Here is a 19,053-nt window from a genome sequence, read left to right on the forward strand (position 1 = left end):
TGGCTTTATTCACTATTTCCAATCTAGAAAATACAAATCCCCCGCTAACGGGGGATTTTTATTTCTATCGGTTATCTCAGCTAAGCGGCTTAACCCACCAAAAACGCCCTTAACCGTGCAAACTCCGCAGGCAAATTAACGGAGAGCAGCGGCAGCTCGGCGTGCTTGGCGAGCGGGCCGGGCAGCGGCACATCGAGATGCAGGATCTCGTCCACCGACTCCTTGAACTTGGCGGGATGGGCGGTGCAGAGGAACACCCCCACTTCGTCCTCGGCCAGCTGTTCCCCCAGCAGATCCCAGGCAATGGCGCCGTGGGGCTCGCAGAGGTAATCCAGCTGGTGCAGCCGTTTCAGGGCATCGCGAGTCTGGGCATCGTCACGCATGCCAGAACCCAGGGTCTCCAGCGCCCAGCCTTTGCGACGGCAGAGCTCTTCCACTCGTGGCCAGTTGTTGGGGCGGCTGACATCCATGGCGTTCGACAGGGTGGCCACTGTCTGGTGCGGCTCCCACTGACCGGTTTTCAGGTAGCGCGGCACGGTGTCGTTGGCGTTGGTGGCGGCGATAAAGCGCTTCACCGGCAGCCCCAACGCCTTGGCGATGAGACCCGCAGTGAGGTTGCCAAAGTTGCCGGACGGCACGCTGATCACCGCCTTGGCGCGATCGGCTTTGGGCAGCTGGGCTACCGCTTCGAAGTAGTAGCAAACCTGCGCCAGCAAGCGGCTGATATTGATGGAGTTGGCGGAGTTGAGGCCAATGGCCTTTTTCAGCGCTTCGTCGTCAAAAGCCTGTTTTACCAGCGCCTGACAGGCATCGAAGTCGCCGTCGATGGCGATGGTGCGAATATTGCCGCCGAGGGTGCAGAAGAGCTTCTCCTGCAAGGGGCTGATCTTGCCCTTGGGATAGAGGATCACTACCTCGATCCCCTCCAGACCGTAGAAGGCGTGGGCCACGGCGGCGCCGGTGTCGCCGGAAGTGGCGGTGAGGATAGTGATCTTGTCGTTGGTTCTAAAGGCCGCGAGACACTGGGCCATAAAGCGGCCGCCGAAATCCTTGAACGCCAGGGTCGGGCCGTGGAACAGCTCAAGGGCATAAGTGCCATCTTTGAGCTTCACCAGCGGCGCCGGGAAGGTGAAGGCGGCGTTGATAAGCTCGCTGACCTTGGCGGCGGGCACTTCGTCCCCCAGCAGGTGGCTCAGGATGCGGGCGGAACGTTCGGCCAGCGGCAGATCCAGCAGGGCATCCACATCGGCGAGCGGTTCGAGTTGTTCGGGGAAGAAGAGCCCCTGTTCGCGACCCAAGCCCTGACGCACCGCCTGCGCAAAGCTCACCTGTTCGCTGTTGTCCTTGATGTTGTAGAGATTCATAGCTCGCTTCCTGTTACCCGTGCCCCGGCCATGTCCAATTTGCAGACCCGGGCAAATCCATCTTCGTTCTGCACGAAATGTGCTTCCATCCAATCCTTCATCCGCTCGGCCTGCGCCAGCTCCTTCATCACCACAAACACGGTGGGGCCGGAGCCGGAGATGCCGGTGGCCAGCGCCCCGTTCTGGGCCGCCTGCGCCCGCACCTCGGCAAAGCCTTCGATCAGCGCCGCGCGGTAGGGCTCGGCAATCACGTCTTTCAAGACGCTCGCCGCCAGCCCCTCCTGCCCGGTGTAGCTGGCGTGGACAAAGGCAGCCAGGCGGCGGCCATAGGTGAGGCAATCCTGACGGCGATATTGGGCCGGCAGAATGGCGCGGGCCGCGGCGGTAGAGACCACTGTGCCCGGATAGCAGACCACCCAGTACCACTGATCGAACACCGGAATACCCTGACTGATAACGCCGTGCTCTTCCAGCACCAGCTGCATGCCGCCCAGATAACAGGGGGCCACGTTGTCGTAGTGGACGGAGCCGGAGATCTTGCCTTCCATCTCCCCCATCAGCAGCAGCATGTCGTGCTCGTCGAGCGGCGCACCGTGAAAGGCGTTGAGCCCCTCAAGGGCCGCCACCACGCTGCAGGCGCTGGAACCCAGCCCCGAGCCCACCGGCAAGTTCTTCTCCAGCACCATTTCGAGCGGCTTGAGTTTAAGGCCGCGCTTCTCCAGCGCCTCGCCATAGGCGACCCAGCAGTCATGGAGGATATTCTTTTTCGGATCGTCCGGCAGCTTGTGGGCGTAGCGGCCCACGGATGAGAGGGCAAAAGGCACGTCAGCCGATTTTACCTGCACCCGATCGCCGAGCAGAGAGCCATCCACGGGGGCGAGCGCCGCCCCCAGTACATCGAATCCCACGCTCAGGTTGGCGCTGGAGGCGGGCGCATAGGCGACGACGCTGCCACCTTCAGTCATATAAGAGGGGTACATGTCTGAACTCATGCTTATAGCTCCTGCTTCCAGTTCTGGGTGCGCAGCACGTCGGCAAAGACGCCAGCGGCAGTCACTTCGGTACCGGCGCCATAGCCGCGCAGCACCAGCGGGATCGGCTGGTAGTAGGTGGAGAAGAAGGCGAGCGCGTTCTCCCCGTCTTTGACCTTGAACAGCGGCTCGTCGCCACCGACCGCCTTGATGGCGACCTTGCACTTGCCCCCCTCGATGGAGCCCACATAGCGCAGCACCTTGCCTTCACGCTGGGCCGCGGCGAACTGGTCGCGGAACCAGCCGTCAGCTTCGGGCAGGCGGGCCATAAAGGCTTCCACGTCGCCACTGACGTCAAAGCCGGGTGGCAGCGCCTGCTCCACCTCGACATCGGAGAGCTCCAGCGCCATACCGGCTTCGCGAGCCAGAATGAGCAGCTTGCGCGCCACATCCATGCCGTTGAGGTCGTCGCGGGGATCCGGCTCGGTAAAGCCGTTGCTGCGAGCGATTTGAGTCGCCTCGGAGAAGGCCATCCCCTCATCCAGCTTGCCAAAGATAAAGGAGAGGGAGCCGGACAGAATGCCATCGAAGGCTCGCAGCTTGTCACCGGCCTTGATAAGGTTCTGCAGGTTCTCGATAACCGGCAGACCGGCGCCGACGTTGGTTTCATAGAGGAACTTGCGGCGAGTCTGGCGGGCGGTGCGGCGCAGCGCCTTGTAGTAATCGAGCGAGCCGGTGTTGGCCTTCTTGTTCGGAGTGACCACATGGAAACCGGCGGCGAGGAAGTCGGCATACTGGACGGCCACCGCCTCGGAGGAGGTGCAGTCAACGATCACCGGGTTGATGATGTGGCTATCTTCCACCAGCTTTTTCACCCCTTCCAGCGAGAAGCTATCGCGGGCTTCCACCAGCTGTTCACGCCAGTTGGCGAGGTTCAGGCCATCCTTGTTGACCGCCATCTGGCGGCTGTTGGCGATGCCGACCACGCGAAGGCCAGTGCCCTGCTCGGCCAGTACCGGTTGCTGGCGGGCGATCTGATCCACCAGCGCGGCACCGACGCCACCGACACCGACCACAAACAGATCGATAAACTGCTGACTGCCAAAGAAGTTCTGGTGACACGCCTTGATGGCTTCCGCCACCTTGCGATCCCGCACCACCGCCGAGATGGAGCGCTCGCTGGAGCCCTGCGCAATGGCGACGATATTGATGGAGGCTTGCGCCAGCGAGGTGAAGAAGCGGGCCGCCATCCCCTTGCTGGTGCGCATGCCGTCACCGATCAGGGAGATGATCGCCAGATCGCTGATGATATCCAGCGGCTCCAGCAGCTGGTTTTTGAATTCGAGCTCGAACTCGCGCTCCAGCACCTTGCGGGTTTTGTCGCTGTCGTAGCTGTGGATACAGAAGCTGACGCTGTACTCGGAAGATGACTGGGTGATCAGCACGATACTGACCCCGGCGCGGGAGACGGCGGAGAAGATGCGACCGGCCATGCCGACCATCCCCTTCATGCCGGGGCCGGAGACGTTGAACATGCACATGCCGGAGAGATCCGAGATGGCCTTCACTTTCAGGTCATCGTCGCCGCTCTCGGGGCCGATCAGGGTGCCCGGCCCCTGCGGGTTGAAGCTGTTCTTGATGAGGCAGGGAATATGGAACTGGGCCACCGGCGCGATGGTTTTCGGGTGCAGCACCTTGGCGCCGAAGTAGGAGAGCTCCATCGCCTCCTTGTAGGAGAGGGTTTTCAGCAGATAGGCATCCGGCACCAGACGGGGGTCACAGCTGTAGCAGCCTTCGACGTCAGTCCAGATCTCGCAGCACTCGGCATCGACGCAGGCAGCCAATACGGCTGCGGAGTAGTCGGAGCCGTTGCGGCCCAGCAGCACGGTTTCTCCCTTGTCGCTGCCACCGGTAAAGCCCGGCATCAGATAAAGACAGTCGCTACGCAGCCCCTTGGCGGCAAAACGCAGGCGGGAGGCTTCGATATCGACATGGGCTTCCAGATAGCCGCCGTCGGTGACCAGCAGCTCTTCCGGTACGATCAGCTCCAGCTCCAGACCGCGCACCCGCAGCAGCTCGTGCATAAAGGCGATGGAGAGGTTCTCGCCACGGCTCAGAATGCGTGCCTGCACGTTGTCCGGGCAGAGGCCCAGCAGACGAATGCCCTGCATCAGCCGCTCCACCTGATCCAGCTCGGCGGTGAGACGGGCCAGCAGCGCCTTGTCATCGAGCGCCGGATAGGCCGCCTTCAACCCGGCCAGCAGGCGGGAGAAGATGCCATTCACTTCAAACAGGGTGGAACTGGCATCCATGCCGCGGCTGGTCTGCTCCACCAGCGCCACCAGATGATTGGTCACCTTGGCAGGTGCAGACAGCACCAGGGCTACCTGAGATTGGCCGTGGGTGTTGACCGCGATATCGGCCACCCGTAAAAAACGCTCTGCATCGGCCAGTGAAGACCCGCCAAATTTCAACACTCTCATCGCTTTCTCTCCCTGTAAATCTATGAAATTCAATCTAAAAACCAATCCAACAAAAAGGCCCGTACTGGGTGGGTACGGGCCTTTTTTGATTTCTGTGCTTGTTCGTCAGCGCATCAACCGGCCCCAGTGCCACCTGTGGTGGTACCGGTAATAATGGTGGTGGTGATGACGTTGGTGAATAACTGCATGACGAACACTCGTTGACGAAGCTGGCTTTTAGCAATACCGCGGCGGGCGATGGGCTGTCAACTTAAACCTCTTTGCCAAGTTTGCGCGCAAGGTCTTTGCAGAGCAGGTGGAGCATGTTCAAATCCCGCTGCGGCAGCATGGGCACCCGGTCCATTACCCATTGATGCAGTTTTTCATCCTGCGAAACTCCGAGTTCACCCAGCAATTCTGCTGTTTTGCTTTTCAGCACCCGAACCTGCCCAGCGTTATCAAAATTTTCTGCTACCGCAGCGGCGCCGTCGGCGTTCAGCTCATCCATCAGCTGACTCATCTCGTAGGCGTAGAGCATGATCGCCTGCCCCAGATTGAGGGAGGGGTAGCTCACCTTGAGGGGCAGATAGCTGATGAGGTCGACCTCGGCCAGCTGCTCGTTGGAAAGCCCCGACTCCTCGCAGCCAAAAACGATGGCCACCTTGTTGAGGGAAGGCTTGCTGCGGATCTGCTCGCGGATCTCCCCCGGGGTGAGGTAGTGCTGGTAGCGACCGCGCTCACGGGCAGTGGTGGCGATCACCAGATCCATGTCCGCCAGCGCCTCGGGCAGGGTATCGAACGCCTCGGCCTGAGTCAGGATCTCCTGGGCGCCGTGGGCCACCCAGCTCGCCTCCTCCTCTTCGTGTACCCGGCTCGCCACCAGTCGCATGGCATCGAATCCCATGGTTTTCATGGCGCGGGCAGCCGCCCCCACGTTCGCAGGTCGGGCAGGTGCCACCAGGACAAAATAGAGCTTCATCGGGTTTCCTCACAGGCCGGACGGCCTCTCAAACAGACAGTAAACAGTCGCTAAACCATCACCAAAACAGGGGCGCAATCTACCGTTTATCCCCGAAAATTGCCACTTGAACAGACGTTTGAATGTTGCGATAGTGGCCTGACGTGTGAACAAATTACACCCAATCCTTAGCGCTATCGGCCCGACAGATCACAAGGAAGAGAGAGATGCAGCAGCCATTGGAACAGGCCGTCGCCGAGACTATCTTGCAACGCTTCGAGTCGTTTTACAGCCGGTTTCTCGAGATAACCCAGGGCAGCAAGAGCCGCTTCGAGAACAGTGACTGGCTGGGGGTGCAGCTCGCCGGGCGCGAGCGTATTCGCCTCTATGACCACCATGTGGGGGCCACCGCCAGCTCCATTCGCCAGATGATGGGGGAGCACCACGCCACCCAGGAGCTGCTCAAGCGGGTCAAAAGCGCCTTCAGCGATCTGCTGCCCCGTTGTGACAACTTCGAGGTGGCGGAGTCCTTCTTCAACTCCGTCTATCGCCGGATCTTTCGCCATCGCAATATCCGCGACGAGAACCTCTATATCCACCCCTTTGTCAGCCGTGGCGAAAAACCGGACCTGAGCGCCCTGCTGCGCATCTATCGCACCGATCTGGCCCATCTGCCGCAGACCCTGAGCCAGCTTTTGGGGGATTACAGCTTCACCCTCCCCTACGAGGACAAGCAGCGGGATATTGTCGACATCCACCGCTATCTTGCGGAGAACGGCCCGCAAATCATCCATGACGAACCCTTTGCCATCGAGCTGCTCAAAGAGGTGTTCTACCGCAATAAAGGGGCCTATCTGGTGGGGCTGATCCGGGCCCGGGATCAGGTGTTCCCGTTTATCCTGCCCCTGCTCAGCACAGGCCATAGCATCTATGTGGATACCGTCATCTTCGAGCCGGATCTCGCCTCCATCGTGTTTGGCTTCGCCCGCGCCTATTTCATGGTTTATGCCCGCGAACCGGCACTGTTTGTCGCCTTCCTGCGCCAGATCATGCCCCACAAGCCCGATTACGAGATCTACAACGCCATCGGCTGCCAGAAGCATGGCAAGACCGAGCTCTATCGCCACTACCGCCACCATCTGGCACAGAGTCGGGATCAGTTCATCATTGCGCCGGGCATCAAGGGGATGGTGATGAGCGTGTTTACCCTCCCCTCCTACGATGTGGTGTTCAAGGTGATAAAAGACGAGTTCACCCCGCCCAAGGATGTGAGCCACGAGCAGGTGAAGGCAAAATACCGGCTGGTAAAACAGCACGATAGGGTTGGCCGGATGGCCGATACCCAGGAGTTCACCAACTTCGAGTTTCCACTCGATCGCATCTCGCCGGAGCTCCTTGCCGAACTCAAGACGGTGGCGCCGTCTGCACTCACCATCAGCGACGACAAGCTGGTGATCAAGCACCTCTATACCGAGCGCAAGATGATCCCCCTCAACCTCTATCTGGACAAGGCGGACGAGCAGCAGACCCGGCTCGCGCTGGAGGAGTACGGCAACGCCATCAAGCAGCTGGCGGCGGCCAACATCTTCCCGGGGGACATGCTGTTCAAGAACTTCGGCGTCACCCGCCACGGCCGGGTGGTCTTCTACGACTACGACGAGATCTGCTACATGACGGAGTGCAACTTCCGCCAGATCCCGCCGCCCCGCTACCCCGAGGATGAGTGGAGCGCCGAGCCCTGGTATTCGGTGGCCCCCAACGACATCTTCCCCGAGGAGTTCGCCACCTTCCTGCTGCAAAAGCCGCAAGTGCGGGAGATCATGTTGCAGCTGCACAAGGAGATGTTCGACGCCAACTACTGGAAGATGCTGCAGAGCAACATCAAGGTGGGGGTGTTCGAGGATGTCTATCCCTACCGGCGCAAGAAGCGCTTCAAGTACCAGCGCGGTGGCTGATCCCGCAGCACCCGCGCACATCGCAGCAACGAAAACGGGGTGGCCAAAGCCACCCCGTTTTGCTATCCGCTTTGAGGCCTTAACTGCCGCGACGGCGGATCACCCCCTCCTGCATGGTGCTCGCCACCAGCACCCCGTCGCGGGTGAAGAACTGACCGCGCACCAGACCGCGGCCGCTGCTGGCGCTCGGGCTGTCTACCACGTAGAGCAGCCAGTCGTCGAAGCGGAAATCCCGGTGGAACCACATGGAGTGATCGATGGTGGCCACCTGCATATCCGGCTCCCAGTACGACACCCCGTGGGGCTGCAGCGAGGTGAGCAGGAAGTTGAAGTCGGAGGCGTAGGCCAGCAGGTATTTGTGCACCCGCAGATCGTCCGGCATCTGACCGTTGGCCTTGAACCAGACGTGACGCACCGGATCCTGCACCGTCGGCCGAATAGGGTCGACCAAGGTCACCGGACGCATCTCGATGGGCTGCTCGCAGAGGATCTTGTCCCGCAGGGAGACCGGGATCAGGTTCTCGTAGGGGCGCACCAGCTCCAGCTCGCTCTTGAGCTCCTCCGGCGGGGTGATGCCGGTCGGCATCTGCGCCTGATGCTCGAAGCCGTCGGCCGGCACCTGAAACGAGGCGTTGAGATAGAAGATGGGCTTGCCGCCCTGAATCGCCTTGACCCTGCGGGTGGAGACGGTCTGGCCGTCACGGATATTCTCCACGTCATAGACGATGGGACGGGTCACATCCCCCGGACGCAGGAAGTAGGAGTGAAAACTGTGAACCTGACGGCCGGTCTCGACCGTCTGCTTGGCAGCTGACAAGGCCTGCCCCATTACCTGTCCGCCAAACACGGCCCGCAGACCGAGATCCTGGCTCTGGCCCCGAAACAGGCCCTCCTCGATTTTTTCCAGCGCCAGCAACGCCAGCAGCTCATCAAGTACCTTGCTCATCGTTCACTCCTCTGTCAGAGCCGCACAGGCTAACAAGCTCACCGGAGCAGAGCAACCACCACAACCCCTTCCGCCCGCCAAAGGGAACGCCAAGGGCCATACACCGCGACAAGCAGCATTTATCGAGTCTGTTTTTTCCCTGCCAGAACCGCTACGCTGTCAGCAATCGATAGAGGTGAGATCACCCGCCATGCACATCCGTTATCCGGTCACGCCCTCTGCCACTTATCGCCTCCGCTCGTCCCTTCGCCTTCTTGCCACCCTGTTTGCTCTCTCGCTGCTCCCGGCCGCCACGGTGCAGAGTGCGGTAATTATCACCGGCGAATTGCCCCCCTACTCTTCGGCGACGCTGGCCAATGGCGGCGAGCTGGCGAACAAGGTGCTCACCACCCTCAAAGCGGCGGGCCACCCGGATCTGCAGGTCTCCTACCAGCCCTGGCCGAGGGGGCTTAAAAACATCGAGCTGGGCAACGCCATCGCCGCCTTCCCCTTTACCTGGACCAACGAGCGCAGCAACACCCTGTTGTTCAGTACCCCCATCGCCTTCGATATCCAGTCCTGGTACACCACGCCCGACAAGAAAGGGCTGGAATCCCCGCCCTGGCAGCAGAAAACCGCCTGCGTGCCCAAGGGTTGGTTCTCCGATGCCATCGAGCGGGTGACCATCGAGCAGAATCTGATCGTCAGAACCACCAACCGCCTCAACCAGTGCGTCGAACTGCTGAAAAAGGGCAAAGTCGATCTGGTGCCCATCAACGACACCTCGAAAAGGAACCTCTCGGAGGAGGACAACGCCGCCCTCTACCGCCTCTCGCTGTTTCGCCAGAACGTCACCTTCTATCTGGTCACCGCCCGCAACAAAGAGGGAGAGATGTTTATCCGCGACTTCAACAAAGAGTGGATGACACCGGCCAACTGAGGAGTGTGAGAGCAATCATTGCCACATGACCAGAGCCAGCCAGCAGCTGGAGGTCACCCGCTAGAGATGAAAAAGGCCCGCACCATCTGGTGCGGGCCTTTCTATTGGCCGACTGCGCGCTATTTGACGGCGCGCAGTTCGCAGCGGATTGTCGGCTTACTTGCTGCCGGTGCCGGAGTTGCGGGTAGAGGCTTGCGGCTTGCGACGGGCGGTGGTGGCGCGAGCGCGCGGCTCTTTGCCCTGCATCTCTTTGTGACGCTGCACGGCGCGACGGATCTGGGCGGCCTGCTTGTGACGGCTGGTTTTGCCATCTTGCTGCAGATCGACCTTGGATTCGGTCTCCGGCGGCAGGTTGACCAGACCGCGCAGGTAGTTCACTTCCGGCAGTTTCAGCTCTTGCCAGCCGCCGCGCGGGATGCCGCGGTCCAGCTTGACGTCACCGTAGCGGATCCGCATCAGGCGGCTAACCTGCACTTCCTGGGATTCCCACAGGCGGCGCACTTCACGGTTGCGACCTTCGGTCAGGGTGACGTTGAACCACTGGTTCAGACCCTCACCGCCAGCCGGTTTGATCTTGTTGAACTTGGCGGTGCCATCTTCCAGCTGCACGCCCTTGCGCAGACGCTGCAGCATGGCTTCGGTGATCTCGCCAAAGACACGTACCGCGTATTCCCGCTCCACTTCGTGGCTCGGGTGCATCAGACGGTTGGCCAGCTCACCGTCGGTGGTGAACAGCAACAGACCGGAGGTGTTGACGTCGAGGCGGCCGACCGCGATCCAGCGGGCACCTTCCATCTTGGGCAGACGATCAAACACGGTGGGACGACCTTCCGGATCGTGACGGGTACACATCTCCCCTTCCGGCTTGTGATAAGCCAGTACGCGGCAGATCACTTCCTCTGCGGCACGGGTCTTGACCTGGTGACCATCCACCCGGATCACGGCGTTCACTTCGACGCGATCCCCCAGTGTGGCGACCTTGCCATCCACACTGACCCGACCTGCGGTGATCAGGGCCTCCATCTCACGACGGGAGCCGTGACCCGCGCGGGCCAACACTTTTTGCAGTTTTTCACTCATCGGGGTTACCTGATTGTTGATCGCTGCCCACTGGTAAAAGGGGCAACGGGGTTAACTGTAACAAACGCCGGTTGGAGCCTTCGTCACAGTTGAAAAATGTATATCTCGGTGACATCGGCACGCTTGGACGCCATTCACCGGGCATCGTTCTCCCCGTCCACCGCAGAGGGCAACAGGGGTTGCAGCTCCGGATCCAGCTCGGGAAGCTGCTCCAGACTCTGCAGATTAAAGTAATCCAGAAACTCTCTGGTGGTGGCGAGCAGCTCGGGGCGACCCGCCACCTCTTTGTGGCCGATGCTGCGCACCCAGCCACGCTCTTTCAGGGTATTCACTATCTGGCTCGACACCGCCACCCCGCGGATCGCTTCTATCTCGGCCCGGGTGATGGGTTGGCGATAGGCGATCAGGGTCAGCGTCTCCATCACGGCGCGCGAATAGCGCGGCGCCCGCTCGCTCCAGAGCCGCGAGAGCTCCTCGGCATACTCCTGACGCGCCTGAAAGCGCCAGCCGGAGGCGACCTCCTTGAGCTCGACGCCTCGCGAGCTGTAATCTTGCCTGATCTCGGCCAACAGCAGCTGAACATAGCGACTGGTCACCGGATAATCGGCCAGCACGCTGCTTTTCAGCTCGCTGACATTGAGCGGACGACCGGCCACAAACAGCGCAGCTTCGATCAGGGTCTTGAGTCGGTCAGTGGGCAGCGCCACGGTTGCCCTCCTCGCTCTGCTCGGCCAATGCGAAATGGATTGGGCCGAGTGGTTCTGCCTGCAGAATCCAGATCAGTTGCTCCTTGCAAAGCTCCAGCAGGGCCAGAAACGTCACCAGTACCCCCATCCGCCCCTCTTCGGCGCGCAGCACCTGCTCAAGGCGCAGGGTCTGCCCCAGCGTGAGCATGGCGAGGATCTCCGCCATGCGCACCCGGGTCGGGATCTGTTCGCGGCGGATCTGGTGATGTTCGAAATGAGTCGCGCGTTTTACCACACTTTGCATGTAAAGGGCGAGCTCAACCAGCGAAACATCGGGCGCCAGTGGCTTGAGGGCACCAAAATCGGGGGGCAAGGCAGTGGCGATATAAATCTCCCGCTCCACTCGTGGCAGCTCATTGACCCTCTCTGCTCCTACCTTGTAGCGCTCGTACTCCTGCAGGCGGCGAATAAGCGTCACCCGCGGGTCTTCCCCCTCCTCTTCATCCTCCAGCTCCGGCGCCTTGGGCAACAACAGACGGGATTTGATCTCCGCCAGCCAGGCCGCCATCAGCAGATACTCCGCCGCCAGTTCAAGGTTGAGCCCCTGCATCAGCTCCACGTACTCCATGTACTGGGCGGTGATCTGCAGGATCGGCAGGTTGAGGATATCGAGCTGCTGACGCCGGATGAGGTAGAGCAACAGATCGAGCGGCCCCTCGAAGGTATCGAGGAACACCTCCAGCGCATCGGGCGGGATGAACAGGTCCTGAGGCAGCTCGTGATAGGGCTGCCCCAGGACTTTCGCGATGGGTAGCGCGGAGCCAGCCCCCATCTCGGCAGCGGGGACTGTCACCGGTTCAGCGACATCACTCAAACGGGGTCGGGTCCCCGGCGCCGCGACGACGCAATACCGGCTCGTCGTCAGAGAAATCGACCACAGTGGTGGGCTGCTCGCCCAGATAGCCACCGTTGACCACCAGATCGATCTGCTTGCCCAGCTTGTCGAAGATCTCTTCCGGATCGAACTCGGCCATCTCGGAGTCCGGCAGGATCAATGTGGTGGAGAGCAGCGGCTCGCCGAGGGCTTCCAAGAGCGCCTGAGCAATCTTGTTGTCCGGCACCCGGATGCCGATGCTCTTCTTCTTCTCGTTCATCAGGCGGCGCGGCACCTCTTTGGTCGCCTTGAAGATGAAGGTGTAGGCGCCCGGGGTATTGTTCTTGATCAGGCGAAACGCGCTGTTGTCGACCTTGGCGTAGGTGGAGATCTCGGAGAGATCGCGGCACACCAGGGTGAAGTCGTGGCTGGCGTCGAGACGACGGATGCGGCAGATGCGCTCCAGCGCCCCTTTGTCCCCCATCTGGCAACCCAGCGCATAACCGGAGTCGGTCGGATAGACGATGACGCCGCCGTTCTGGATGATCTGTACCGCCTGACCGATCAGACGGGCCTGGGGGTTTTCCGGATGTACGTAAAAATGCTGACTCATAGCTTGTTCTCGCAATGGGGGCAGCAATACCTGCCCGCTCGTATGGTCACGGGCCAAAGACCCATGACACTACCTTAACCTGTTTGTGGCTGCTTCGCTGGCGCCGTTAGCGACTCGCCAGCAGCTCGGCATGCTGTTCGGTGGTGAGCCCAAAGTGACCGGGATAGGCCAACCAGACGGGCATTCCCTCTTTGGGCAGCCAGAGGTGGCGGCCCAGCTCGGTCCAGTTGGAGGGGAAGTGAAAATCCGATCCCACCGAGATATAGAGGTCGTGATCCTTGGCCCACTGGCCCAGATTGGCACGCTCCTGCGGGCTCTGCTGGGGCAATGAGACTTCCATGGCATCGCCACCGGCCGCCTTGAAGGCCACCAGCAGCCGCTTGATCCACTTGGCGGTGAGATCGTAACGGCTGGGGTGGGCCAGCACCGCCAGCCCACCGGCGGCGTGAATGGCCGCGATGGCTTCGCTCATCTCTGGCCACTCGGCCGGGGCATAGCCTTTATTGCCACGGCTCAGGTACTTTTTGAATACCTTCTGCATATTGTCGGCCACCCCTCGCGCCACCAGCACCCGGGCAAAGTGGGCGCGGGTCACGGCAGCATCACCGGCCAGCGCCTTGGCCTCTTCATAGGTGCCGGGGATGAGGCACTTCTCCAGACGACGCCCGATTTCCAGCGCACGCGCCTCACGACGAGCCAACTGACCGGCCAGAAATTCGGTCAGCTGCGGATTTTTTTCATCCACCCCCAGCGCCACGATATGAATTTCGTGATGCTCCCAGCCGGTGGAGATCTCGACCCCGCTCACCAGTCGCAGCGGCAGTTGCTCGGCGTCGATGGTGCGGCGCACCTCATCAAGCCCGGAAAGGGTATCGTGGTCAGTAACTGCTAACACCTCGACCTGATTTTCGGCAGCGCGGCGTACCAGTTCGGCTGGGCTCAGCACCCCGTCGGAGGCAGTGGTATGGCAGTGAAGATCGAATCTCATCAGGTTATTCCGCTCTCGTGGTCAGGTCACCATTCATGGCAAATCGGTGAAAGAAGGCTAAAAAGCGACTTGACTTGGCCGCGGCTTTATCGTTTTCTGTAGGCACTTCATTGCAAACATCTTTTTACAGGACTTTATCATGCAAACGACTTCCATCCTGACCATCTGGTGGTGGCACACTCCCTGACATGCGGGCGTGTGGTCGTTGCTGTACCTGTAATCTGACAGCAAATTAAGAACCCAAAGAAAAAGCCCGCTGACCCCAGCGGGCTTTTTTATTATCCGGCAAATGGACCTGTGATGAAACCGAGAATTCAGACAAGCAAGCTGACCTGGCGATGGCGCCCCTGAGCCAGCCACCCCGGACCAATTAAATTTTCAAGGAATTCAACGTCATGAACATCGGTAAAACGCATCACACGCAAGGGAACGCACTATGACAGCCACACATCGCCTTCCTCTGGGTGAATTCGATACCCTCAAGCTCAACGCCCCCTATGTGGCCGACCCGCTGGCGCTCTATACCCGCCTCTGTCAGGGCCGCCCCAACAACCTGCTGCTGGAATCGGTGGAGATCGACTCCAAGGCAGGCAAACAGAGCCTGCTGCTGGTGGATGCCTGCCTGCGCATCGAGTGCCGTGGTCGCACCGTGCGGGTGCGCAGCCTGAACGACAACGGCGCCCAGTTGCAGAGCCTGCTGGCCGAGCGGCTGCCTGCGGTGGTTGCTCGTTCGCTGGTAGATGGCGAATTGCAGCTCGATTTCCCGGCCTCAGATCGGGAGCAGGATGAAGATTCCCGCCTCAAGGGGAGCAGCGTGCTGGACGTGCTGCGCACTCTGCAGCGGGAGCTCGATTGCCAGTTGGGTAAAGAAGCCCTCTTTATGGCGGGCAGCTTCGCCTACGACCTCATCGCCTCTTTTGAAGATCTGCCCGAAGTACCACAGGGGAGCAACGACTGCCCCGACTACTGCTTCTACGTGGCCGAAACCCTGATCACCATCGACCATATCGAACGCACCACTCAACTGTTGGCCTGCATCTTTGGCGGTGATAGCGACGAGAGCCAGGTGGAAGACAGATACACCCGCCTGACCGAACGGCTCACCGATTTTAAACAGATTTGCCAGCAGCCCCTTAGCGCCGAGCTGACCACCCAGCCCCTGAGTGGTGGCATGAGCGTGGACAAGAGCGACAAGCAGTTCTGCGCCGAGGTGGAGAAGCTCAAGGGCTTTATCCGCCGTGGCGACATCTTCCAGGTGGTGCCGTCCCGCTGCTTCTCCCTGCCGTGCCCAAGCCCGCTAGCTGCCTATCGCCGCCTCAAACAGACCAACCCCAGCCCCTACATGTTCTACGTGCAGGATGAGGGCTTCACCCTGTTTGGCGCCTCGCCGGAGAGCGCGGTGAAATTCTGCGCCGCCAGCCGCGATGTGGAGATGTACCCCATCGCCGGTACCCGCCGCCGCGGCTTCAACCCGGATGGCAGCATCAACCGGGATCTCGATGGCCGTATCGAGCTGGAGCTGCGTCAGGACGAAAAAGAGGTGGCCGAACATCTGATGCTGGTGGATCTGGGTCGCAACGACATCGCCCGCATCTCCGAGCCCGGCACCCGCTACGTCAAGGAGCTGCTGAAGGTGGATCGCTACAGCCACGTGATGCATCTGGTCTCCAAGGTGGTCGGCACCCTGCGCTCCGACCTTGACGCCCTGCATGCCTATCAGGCCTGCATGAACATGGGCACTCTCACCGGCGCACCGAAGATCCGCGCCAGCGAGCTTATTCGCATGGTGGAAGGCAAGCGCCGCGGCAGCTACGGCGGCGCGGTCGGCTACATCAACGGCGCCGGCGAGATGGATACCTGCATCGTCATTCGCTCGGCTTTCGTGAAAGATGGCGTGGCCCATGTACAAGCTGGTGCCGGGGTGGTCTATGACTCCAAGCCGCAAGCCGAAGCGGATGAGACCCGCGCCAAGGCGGCCGCCGTACTGGCCGCCATCGCCGCCAGCCATGGCACCTCCCTGCAAGCCCTGAGCGCCCAGCAGGAGCAACATAAGGACGTGAGCCAATGAGTACCGGATCAACAGCCACTAACATTTTCCTGCTCGATAACTTCGACTCCTTTACCTACAACCTGGTGGATCAGTTCCGCTCCCTCGGCTATCCGGTGCGGATCTACCGCAACAGCCTGCCGGCCAGCCGCATCATGAGCGAGATCGCCGCCTGTGAAGGGGACGCCGTGCTGGTGCTCTCACCGGGCCCGGGCGCCCCCCACGAAGCGGGTTGCCTCATCGACCTCATCAAGCTGGCCCGCGGTCAGGTGCCCATCCTCGGCATCTGCCTCGGTCATCAGGCCCTGTGCGAAGCCTACGGCGGCACCGTCGGCGCGGCAGGCGAAATTGTCCACGGCAAGCGTTCGCTGATTGAGCACAACGGCCACGGCGCCTTCGCCGGTCTGCCGAGCCCGCTGCCAGTGGCCCGCTACCACTCGCTGGTCGCCACCTATGTACCGGAAGAGCTGACGGTGATTGCCCACTATCAGGGCATACCCATGGCCATTGAGCAGCAGGATGAGCGGGTACTGGGCTTCCAGTTCCACCCGGAATCCATCATGACCTCGGAAGGGGCCCGTCTGCTGACTCAGGCGCTCGCCCATATCACTCGTCCAGAAAGCAGCGTGCGTTAAGGTAAGGAGACCAACATGCATCAACATCTCAACACCCTCTATCAGGGTCAGTCTCTGAGCCGTGAAAGTACCCGCGACGCCTTCGGTCAGGTGGTACGTGGCGAAGTGGACCCCATAGTTCTCGCCAGTTTATTGACCGCTCTCAAGATCAAGGGGGAGACCCCGGAGGAGATCGCCGGCGCCGCCGAGGCCCTCTTGGCAGAAGCGCGCGACTTCCCGCGCCCGGACTATGAATTTTGCGACATCGTCGGCACCGGTGGCGATGGCCTCAACACCATCAATGTCTCCACCACCTCGGCGCTGGTCGCCGCCGCCTGCGGCCTGAAAGTGGCCAAGCACGGCAACCGCTCGGTCTCGAGCAAGTCGGGCTCGAGCGATCTGCTGGACAAGATGGGCATCAAGCTCGACATGAGCCCGGCGCAGGCGCGCCATTGCCTTGATGAGCTCGGCATCTGCTTCCTGTTCGCCCCCCAGTATCACGCCGGGGTGCGCCACGCCATGCCGGTGCGTCAGGCCCTCAAGACCCGCACCCTGTTCAACGTGCTGGGGCCGCTTATCAACCCCGCTCGCCCCACCTATCAGCTGATGGGAGTCTATGCCCCCGAGCTGGTACGCCCCATCGCAGAAACCTTGCTGGCACTGGGGCTGAAAACCGGTATGGTGGTGCACGGTGCCGGGCTGGATGAAATCGCCATCCACGGCCCGACCCAGGTGGCCCAGATCCGTGACGGCGAGATCCGCGAATTTATGATCACCCCGGCTGACTTTGGCCTGGAGACCTATCCGGTCAGCGCCATTCAGGGCGGGGAATCGGAAGAGAACCGCGCCATCACCGCCGCCATTCTGGAAGGGCGTGGCACCCCGGCCCACAACGCCGCCATCGCCGCCAACGTGGCGCCACTGCTGCTGATGGCGGGCAAGGCGAAGGATCTCAAGAGCGCGGCGGCCGAGGTGCTGGCGGTGCTGGCAAGCGGCAAAGCGGCAGAGCTCGCCGCCCGGCTCGCCACCTTGAGCCATCAGGGAACGAGCCATCAGGAGGCATGATGTCAGCCACCGCATCGCACAGCAGTCATTCAGAACGCCCGCAGGGCAAGAGCCAGTTTCGCAAGGATAACGAGATGTCAGACCTTATTGCCCCCCATGCTTTTCTGAACATGGCCTCCATCAGCCAGACCATCCTCGGCAAGATCGTGGCGGCCAAGCAGGAGTGGGTCGCCGCCCGCAAACTGGCCCAGCCGCTGGAGAGCTTCCAGAGCGCACTGACCCCGAGCGATCGGGATTTCGTCGGGGCGCTCAAGGCGGGCTCCACCCGCTTTATTCTGGAGTGCAAGAAGGCCTCCCCCTCCAAGGGCTTGATCCGCGACGATTTCAGCCCGGAGGCTATCGCCGACATCTATGGCAAATACGCCACCGCCATCTCGGTGCTGACCGACGAGAAGTTCTTTCAGGGGGATTTCGACTTTCTGCCGCGGGTGCGAGGTCGCGTATCCCAGCCGGTGCTCTGCAAGGATTTCATGATTGACCCCTATCAGGTCTATCTGGCCCGCCACTATCAGGCGGACGCCATTCTGCTGATGCTCTCGGTGCTCACCGACGAGGGCTATCGCGCCCTGTTCGCGGTGGCCAAGGAGCTGGGCCTGGGCGTGCTCACCGAGGTGAGCAACGAAGAGGAGCTAACCCGCGCCATCGCGTTGGGGGCGCCGGTGATTGGCATCAACAACCGGGATCTGCGAGATTTGAGCGTCGATCTCAACCGCACCAAACAGCTGGCCAAAGACATTCCAAGCGATCGGGTGGTGATCAGCGAGTCCGGCATCAATCACCGCGCTCAGGTGGCGGATCTGCGCCACCACGCCAAAGGCTTTCTGGTGGGCTCATCCCTGATGGCCGAGCCGGATCTGGAGGCTGCGGTGCGCAAGCTGGTACTGGGCCAGAACAAGGTGTGCGGCCTCACCCGCGCCGACGATGCCGCCGCCGCCCATCAGGCGGGGGCGGTATTTGGGGGTCTTATCTTTGTTTCCAAAAGCCCGCGCTATGTGGACATCCCCGCCGCCCGCGCCGTGATGGCGGGCGCGCCGCTCTCTTACGTCGGGGTATTTCGCAACGCCCAGCCCGCCACCATCGTCAAGACGGTGGAGGCGCTGGGGCTCGCCGCGGTGCAGCTGCACGGGGATGAAGATGCCGCCTATATCGAGGGACTGCGCGCGCTGCTGCCAGCTGGCTGCCAGATCTGGAAAGCCGTAGGAATAACGAACGGCGAACCGCTGCCCGTCCTCGACTACCCGGCCGATCGGCTGCTGCTCGATACCAAAGTAGGTAACCAGAGCGGCGGCACCGGTCAGGCGTTTGACTGGGCTATGCTGGCCACGCTCGACAAGAGCAAGTTGATGCTGGCGGGGGGGCTTAATCCCGACAACGCCCTGCAAGCGGCACAAGTGGGCTGCCTCGGCCTTGATTTCAACTCCGGGGTGGAGAGTGCCCCGGGCCAGAAGGATGCGCACAAGATTGCAGCTGCCTTCGGCGCACTGCGCAACCTGTAACGCAACCCTTTTTGA

The 19,053-nt window shown here is 61.3% G+C and carries 16 protein-coding genes; 6 read left to right on the forward strand and 10 right to left on the reverse strand.

Going from position 1 to position 19,053, the window contains the following annotated elements; genetic code table 11:
- Nucleotides 1-89: 89 nt before the first annotated feature.
- The 4 genes from thrC to A9G06_RS17430 all read right to left on the reverse strand — a co-directional run bounded on the left by thrC (nucleotide 90) and on the right by A9G06_RS17430 (nucleotide 5,776).
- Nucleotides 90-1,364 carry a threonine synthase gene (gene thrC, locus A9G06_RS17415; RefSeq protein WP_069556020.1) on the reverse strand — a complete coding sequence of 425 codons (1,275 nt, stop codon included), beginning with the start codon at nucleotides 1,362-1,364 and terminating at the stop codon, nucleotides 90-92.
- Nucleotides 1,361-2,356, reverse strand: coding sequence for a homoserine kinase (gene thrB, locus A9G06_RS17420; RefSeq protein ID WP_069556021.1), 996 nt, complete (start codon nucleotides 2,354-2,356; stop codon nucleotides 1,361-1,363). The genes thrC and thrB overlap by 4 nt, the downstream gene beginning before the upstream one ends.
- A 2-nt stretch (nucleotides 2,357-2,358) precedes the next feature.
- The gene (gene thrA, locus A9G06_RS17425; protein ID WP_069556022.1) at nucleotides 2,359-4,818 is read right to left on the reverse strand and encodes a bifunctional aspartate kinase/homoserine dehydrogenase I; all 2,460 of its coding nucleotides are present in this window, start codon (nucleotides 4,816-4,818) and stop codon (nucleotides 2,359-2,361) included.
- A 250-nt stretch (nucleotides 4,819-5,068) separates the two neighbouring features.
- On the reverse strand, nucleotides 5,069-5,776 hold the full coding sequence (locus A9G06_RS17430; protein WP_021231205.1) for a tRNA/rRNA methyltransferase: 708 nt from the start codon (nucleotides 5,774-5,776) through the stop codon (nucleotides 5,069-5,071).
- Nucleotides 5,777-5,982: 206 nt separating this feature from the next.
- Between A9G06_RS17430 and aceK the strand changes: the two genes are divergently transcribed.
- Nucleotides 5,983-7,710 carry a bifunctional isocitrate dehydrogenase kinase/phosphatase gene (gene aceK, locus A9G06_RS17435; RefSeq protein ID WP_069556023.1) on the forward strand — a complete coding sequence of 576 codons (1,728 nt, stop codon included), beginning with the start codon at nucleotides 5,983-5,985 and terminating at the stop codon, nucleotides 7,708-7,710.
- A gap of 79 nt (nucleotides 7,711-7,789) precedes the next feature.
- On the opposite strand, the gene tesB is transcribed toward aceK, so the two are convergent.
- A complete protein-coding gene (gene tesB, locus A9G06_RS17440) occupies nucleotides 7,790-8,656 on the reverse strand; it encodes an acyl-CoA thioesterase II (protein ID WP_069556024.1) in 867 nt (288 codons plus the stop codon).
- A 190-nt stretch (nucleotides 8,657-8,846) separates the two neighbouring features.
- On the opposite strand from tesB, the gene A9G06_RS17445 reads away from it, so the two are divergent.
- The gene (locus A9G06_RS17445) at nucleotides 8,847-9,575 is read left to right on the forward strand and encodes a transporter substrate-binding domain-containing protein (RefSeq protein ID WP_069556025.1); all 729 of its coding nucleotides are present in this window, start codon (nucleotides 8,847-8,849) and stop codon (nucleotides 9,573-9,575) included.
- Between the two features lie 156 nt (nucleotides 9,576-9,731).
- Here the strand turns inward: A9G06_RS17445 and rluB are convergent, their stop codons facing one another.
- The 5 genes from rluB to A9G06_RS17470 all read right to left on the reverse strand — a co-directional run bounded on the left by rluB (nucleotide 9,732) and on the right by A9G06_RS17470 (nucleotide 13,816).
- Complete coding sequence (rluB, locus tag A9G06_RS17450) at nucleotides 9,732-10,655, reverse strand: 23S rRNA pseudouridine(2605) synthase RluB (RefSeq protein WP_005347347.1); 924 nt, start codon at nucleotides 10,653-10,655, stop codon at nucleotides 9,732-9,734.
- Between the two features lie 134 nt (nucleotides 10,656-10,789).
- Nucleotides 10,790-11,362 carry an SMC-Scp complex subunit ScpB gene (gene scpB, locus A9G06_RS17455; protein WP_069556026.1) on the reverse strand — a complete coding sequence of 191 codons (573 nt, stop codon included), beginning with the start codon at nucleotides 11,360-11,362 and terminating at the stop codon, nucleotides 10,790-10,792.
- A complete protein-coding gene (locus tag A9G06_RS17460) occupies nucleotides 11,346-12,215 on the reverse strand; it encodes a ScpA family protein (RefSeq protein WP_069556027.1) in 870 nt (289 codons plus the stop codon). Before A9G06_RS17460 ends, scpB begins: the two co-directional genes overlap by 17 nt.
- Entirely contained in the window at nucleotides 12,208-12,828 is a 621-nt protein-coding gene (locus A9G06_RS17465) for an L-threonylcarbamoyladenylate synthase (protein ID WP_069556028.1), read from the reverse strand. Before A9G06_RS17465 ends, A9G06_RS17460 begins: the two co-directional genes overlap by 8 nt.
- 106 nt (nucleotides 12,829-12,934) lie before the next feature.
- Nucleotides 12,935-13,816 carry a PHP domain-containing protein gene (locus tag A9G06_RS17470; protein ID WP_069556029.1) on the reverse strand — a complete coding sequence of 294 codons (882 nt, stop codon included), beginning with the start codon at nucleotides 13,814-13,816 and terminating at the stop codon, nucleotides 12,935-12,937.
- Nucleotides 13,817-14,252: 436 nt separating this feature from the next.
- Here A9G06_RS17470 and A9G06_RS17475 point away from each other — a divergent pair, with 436 nt between their 5' ends.
- Genes A9G06_RS17475 through trpCF form a run of 4 tightly spaced genes read left to right on the forward strand, consistent with a single transcriptional unit; the run spans nucleotide 14,253 to nucleotide 19,038 of the window.
- A complete protein-coding gene (locus A9G06_RS17475; protein WP_069556030.1) occupies nucleotides 14,253-15,884 on the forward strand; it encodes an anthranilate synthase component 1 in 1,632 nt (543 codons plus the stop codon).
- The gene (locus A9G06_RS17480; RefSeq protein WP_069556031.1) at nucleotides 15,881-16,498 is read left to right on the forward strand and encodes an aminodeoxychorismate/anthranilate synthase component II; all 618 of its coding nucleotides are present in this window, start codon (nucleotides 15,881-15,883) and stop codon (nucleotides 16,496-16,498) included. The genes A9G06_RS17475 and A9G06_RS17480 overlap by 4 nt, the downstream gene beginning before the upstream one ends.
- Before the next feature lie 15 nt (nucleotides 16,499-16,513).
- A complete protein-coding gene (trpD, locus tag A9G06_RS17485) occupies nucleotides 16,514-17,542 on the forward strand; it encodes an anthranilate phosphoribosyltransferase (protein WP_069556032.1) in 1,029 nt (342 codons plus the stop codon).
- Entirely contained in the window at nucleotides 17,542-19,038 is a 1,497-nt protein-coding gene (gene trpCF, locus A9G06_RS17490; RefSeq protein WP_069556033.1) for a bifunctional indole-3-glycerol-phosphate synthase TrpC/phosphoribosylanthranilate isomerase TrpF, read from the forward strand. The genes trpD and trpCF overlap by 1 nt, the downstream gene beginning before the upstream one ends.
- Nucleotides 19,039-19,053 lie beyond the last annotated feature (15 nt).

Origin of the sequence: Aeromonas sp. DNP9 (genome assembly GCF_001728955.1) — a bacterium.
Lineage (GTDB): Bacteria > Pseudomonadota > Gammaproteobacteria > Enterobacterales > Aeromonadaceae > Aeromonas > Aeromonas veronii.

Coding starts and splice junctions, on each gene's coding strand:
- rluB (WP_005347347.1), bottom strand. CDS start 10,655: ATGAGTGAAAAACTGCAAAAAGTGTTGGCCCGCGCGGGTCACGGCTCC.
- trpCF (WP_069556033.1), top strand. CDS start 17,542: ATGTCAGCCACCGCATCGCACAGCAGTCATTCAGAACGCCCGCAGGGC.
- thrA (WP_069556022.1), bottom strand. CDS start 4,818: ATGAGAGTGTTGAAATTTGGCGGGTCTTCACTGGCCGATGCAGAGCGT.
- A9G06_RS17465 (WP_069556028.1), bottom strand. CDS start 12,828: ATGAGTCAGCATTTTTACGTACATCCGGAAAACCCCCAGGCCCGTCTG.
- trpD (WP_069556032.1), top strand. CDS start 16,514: ATGCATCAACATCTCAACACCCTCTATCAGGGTCAGTCTCTGAGCCGT.
- A9G06_RS17430 (WP_021231205.1), bottom strand. CDS start 5,776: ATGAAGCTCTATTTTGTCCTGGTGGCACCTGCCCGACCTGCGAACGTG.
- thrC (WP_069556020.1), bottom strand. CDS start 1,364: ATGAATCTCTACAACATCAAGGACAACAGCGAACAGGTGAGCTTTGCG.
- A9G06_RS17480 (WP_069556031.1), top strand. CDS start 15,881: ATGAGTACCGGATCAACAGCCACTAACATTTTCCTGCTCGATAACTTC.
- A9G06_RS17445 (WP_069556025.1), top strand. CDS start 8,847: ATGCACATCCGTTATCCGGTCACGCCCTCTGCCACTTATCGCCTCCGC.
- A9G06_RS17470 (WP_069556029.1), bottom strand. CDS start 13,816: ATGAGATTCGATCTTCACTGCCATACCACTGCCTCCGACGGGGTGCTG.
- thrB (WP_069556021.1), bottom strand. CDS start 2,356: ATGAGTTCAGACATGTACCCCTCTTATATGACTGAAGGTGGCAGCGTC.
- A9G06_RS17475 (WP_069556030.1), top strand. CDS start 14,253: ATGACAGCCACACATCGCCTTCCTCTGGGTGAATTCGATACCCTCAAG.
- aceK (WP_069556023.1), top strand. CDS start 5,983: ATGCAGCAGCCATTGGAACAGGCCGTCGCCGAGACTATCTTGCAACGC.
- tesB (WP_069556024.1), bottom strand. CDS start 8,656: ATGAGCAAGGTACTTGATGAGCTGCTGGCGTTGCTGGCGCTGGAAAAA.